Source organism: Mesorhizobium sp. M7A.F.Ca.CA.001.08.2.1, from assembly GCF_003998455.1.
GTDB classification, from domain to species: domain Bacteria; phylum Pseudomonadota; class Alphaproteobacteria; order Rhizobiales; family Rhizobiaceae; genus Mesorhizobium; species Mesorhizobium ciceri.
Map to the genome: position 1 here is coordinate 1 of NZ_RZPW01000811.1, position 2,662 is coordinate 2,662.

General features: G+C 64.1%; 3 protein-coding genes. 2 read left to right on the top strand and 1 reads right to left on the bottom strand.

Going from position 1 to position 2,662, the window contains the following annotated elements; genetic code table 11:
• Together EN914_RS31330 and EN914_RS31335 are read left to right on the top strand one after the other, a co-directional pair.
• A partial coding sequence (locus EN914_RS31330; protein WP_206527286.1) for a PLP-dependent transferase occupies positions 1-548 on the top strand: 548 nt, incomplete at its 5' end.
• Positions 549-702: 154 nt separating this feature from the next.
• Positions 703-1,143 (top strand): CHRD domain-containing protein, encoded by a 441-nt coding sequence (locus tag EN914_RS31335; protein ID WP_013530918.1) that lies wholly within the window; start codon positions 703-705, stop codon positions 1,141-1,143.
• 212 nt (positions 1,144-1,355) lie between these two features.
• Here the strand turns inward: EN914_RS31335 and EN914_RS31345 are convergent.
• Positions 1,356-2,662, bottom strand: a 1,307-nt coding sequence (locus tag EN914_RS31345; protein ID WP_127389501.1) for a thiamine pyrophosphate-dependent enzyme, incomplete at its 5' end; no start/stop codon positions are given.

Below are 2,662 nucleotides of genomic sequence, written 5' to 3' on the forward strand. Positions count from 1 at the left end.
ATTCCGACCTGATCGCAGGTGCCGCCATGGGCAGCAAGGCTATCACCAAGCCGATCAAGGCGCTGCGCGGCGCGATCGGCACGCAGCTCGACCCGCATTCCTGCTGGATGCTCGGCCGCTCGCTGGAGACGCTGTCGATCCGCATGGAGCGGGCCAACGACAATGCTCGCCTGATCGCCGAATTCCTGCGCGACCACGCCAAGGTCGACAAGGTGCACTACCTGCCGTTTCTGGGCGAGAATACGCCGGCCGGCCGCGCCTACAGGGCGCAATGCAGCGGCGCCGGATCAACCTTCTCCTTCGACATCAAGGGCGGGGAGAAGGCGGCTTTCGCCTTCCTCAACGGATTGCAGATCTTCAAGCTGGCGGTGAGCCTCGGCGGAACGGAATCGCTGGCCAGTCACCCCGCGGCCATGACCCATTCGGGCATTCCCTTCGAGGTGCGCCAGCGCATCGGCGTGCTGGAGACCACGGTCAGGCTGTCGATCGGCGTCGAGCATCCGGACGATCTGATCGCCGACCTGACGCAGGCGCTGGCGGCGGTCTGACCGCTATCGCTAAAGCCGGACAGGACGGCCCCTAGGATCTCTATACGTCATCACAAAAACGTGTGGTTGGATACATTGTGCCGCCAGGCCGTTCCGTTGGCGCATGCGCGCGCCGGGGAGCCGCGACGCGTGCACAGTCAATCGGAGGTTCTTCATGCGCACCCAATCCTTCTTACCGGCGCTGTCGGCGCTGGCCATTTCGACCGCTTTCCTGTTCGCATCGCCGGCCCTGGCAGCCATGGAAAAGTTCAAGGCGACACTAGACGGCAGCCAGCAGAGCCCGCCCGTCACCACGAAGGGTAAGGGCACGGCCACTTTCACCTTCGACACGACCAAGAAGAAGCTCAACTGGAACGTCAAATATTCCGGCCTCAGCGGACCGGCGACGGCCGCGCATATCCATGGCCCTGCGGCGATGGGTGAAAACGCCGACCCTGTCATCCCGTTCAAAAAACTCAAGAGCCCGATCAAGGGGTCGGAGACGCTCACTGATGCCCAGGCGGCTGACCTTGAGGCCGGCAAGTATTACGTCAACGTCCACACCAAAGCGAACCCGAATGGGGAGGTCCGCGGCCAGATCGAGAAGGCGAAGTAGCTGACCGTTGAAGGTTGGCGGGACAGCGCCCCCCTCTGTCCTGCCGGACATCTCCCCCTCAAGGGGGGAGATCGAATGTACTTCGGGTTTCGCCAATCGCCAGTGTTGGAAGAAGGGCGAGACGACGAAACTGCCAATCTCCCCCCTTGAGGGGGGAGATGCCCGGCAGGGCAGAGGGGGCGTGAAGGAACTCGACTTGCCCCGGTCGGCTCTCAAACCTTGTCGCGGATCTGGGTCATCGTCCGGGTCGGGGTGATCGCTTCGGGGTCGAGCCTGATCTCGACGATCGCCGGCTTGCCGCTGGCGCGGGCGCGTTCGAAGGCCGGGGCGAAGTCCGCCGTCTTCTCAACCGTTTCGCCATGGCCGCCATAGGCGCGGGCGAGAGCCGCGAAATCGGGGTTCTTGAGGTCGGTGGCCACCACGCGGCCGGGATATTCGCGCTCCTGATGCATGCGGATGGTGCCGTAGATACCGTTGTTGACGACGACGACGACGATCGGCAGATCGTATTGCACGGCAGTGGCGAATTCCTGCCCGTTCATCAGGAAGCAGCCGTCGCCGGCGAAAGCGACCACGGTGCGCTCTGGAAACAGCTCTTTGGCGGCGACTGCCGCAGGCGTGCCATAGCCCATCGAGCCTGACGTCGGCGCACCTTGAGTGGCGAAGCGGCGGAAGCGATGGAAGCGATGCACCCAGCTGGCGTAATTGCCTGCGCCGTTGGTGAGAATGGCGTCGTCGGGCAGCATCTTTTCGAGATAGTTCATGATCGGGCCCATCTGGACCGGGCCGGGGCCGCTTTCGGGTGGTGTCGACCAGTCGAGATAGGCGGCATGCAGCTTTGGCGTCTCGGCTGCCCAGACGGGTGCGGAGGCCGGCTTGCGTTTGGCGAAAGCGTCGACGAAGGCGGACGGCGAGGCGTTGATCGCCAATGCCGGCCTGTAAACGCGGCCGAGCTCGCCGGAATCGGCATGGACATGGACCAGTGTCTGGGCCGGGTAGGGGCTTTTCAGCAGCGTGTAGTCCGAGGAGGGCATTTCGCCCATGCGGCCGCCGATCAGCAGCACGAGGTCGGCCTGCTTGATCGCTGTGGCCAGCTTCGGGTTGATGCCTATGCCGACATCGCCGGCATAGTTCGGATGCAGATGATCGAACAGCATCTGGCGGCGGAAGGAACAGCCGACCGGCAGCGACCAGGCCTCGGCGATCGTGCGCATTTGTGCAACCGCCTCGGCGTCCCAGCGCGTGCCTCCAAGGATGACGAAAGGCCGCTTGGACTTAGCCAGCAGCTTTTCCAGCGCATCGAGTTCCGCTTCGCCGGCCCGTGTTTCCACCGGTGTGTGCGGCAAGGCGACGGGCGCCTCGACGACACTGGTCAGCATGTCTTCGGGCAGCGAGATCACCACCGGGCCGGGACGGCCCGATGTCGCCACGGCGAAGGCGCGGGTGACGAATTCTGGGATGCGCGAGGCGTCGTCGATCTCGACTACCCATTTGGCGATGTCGCCGAAGAACCTCTTGT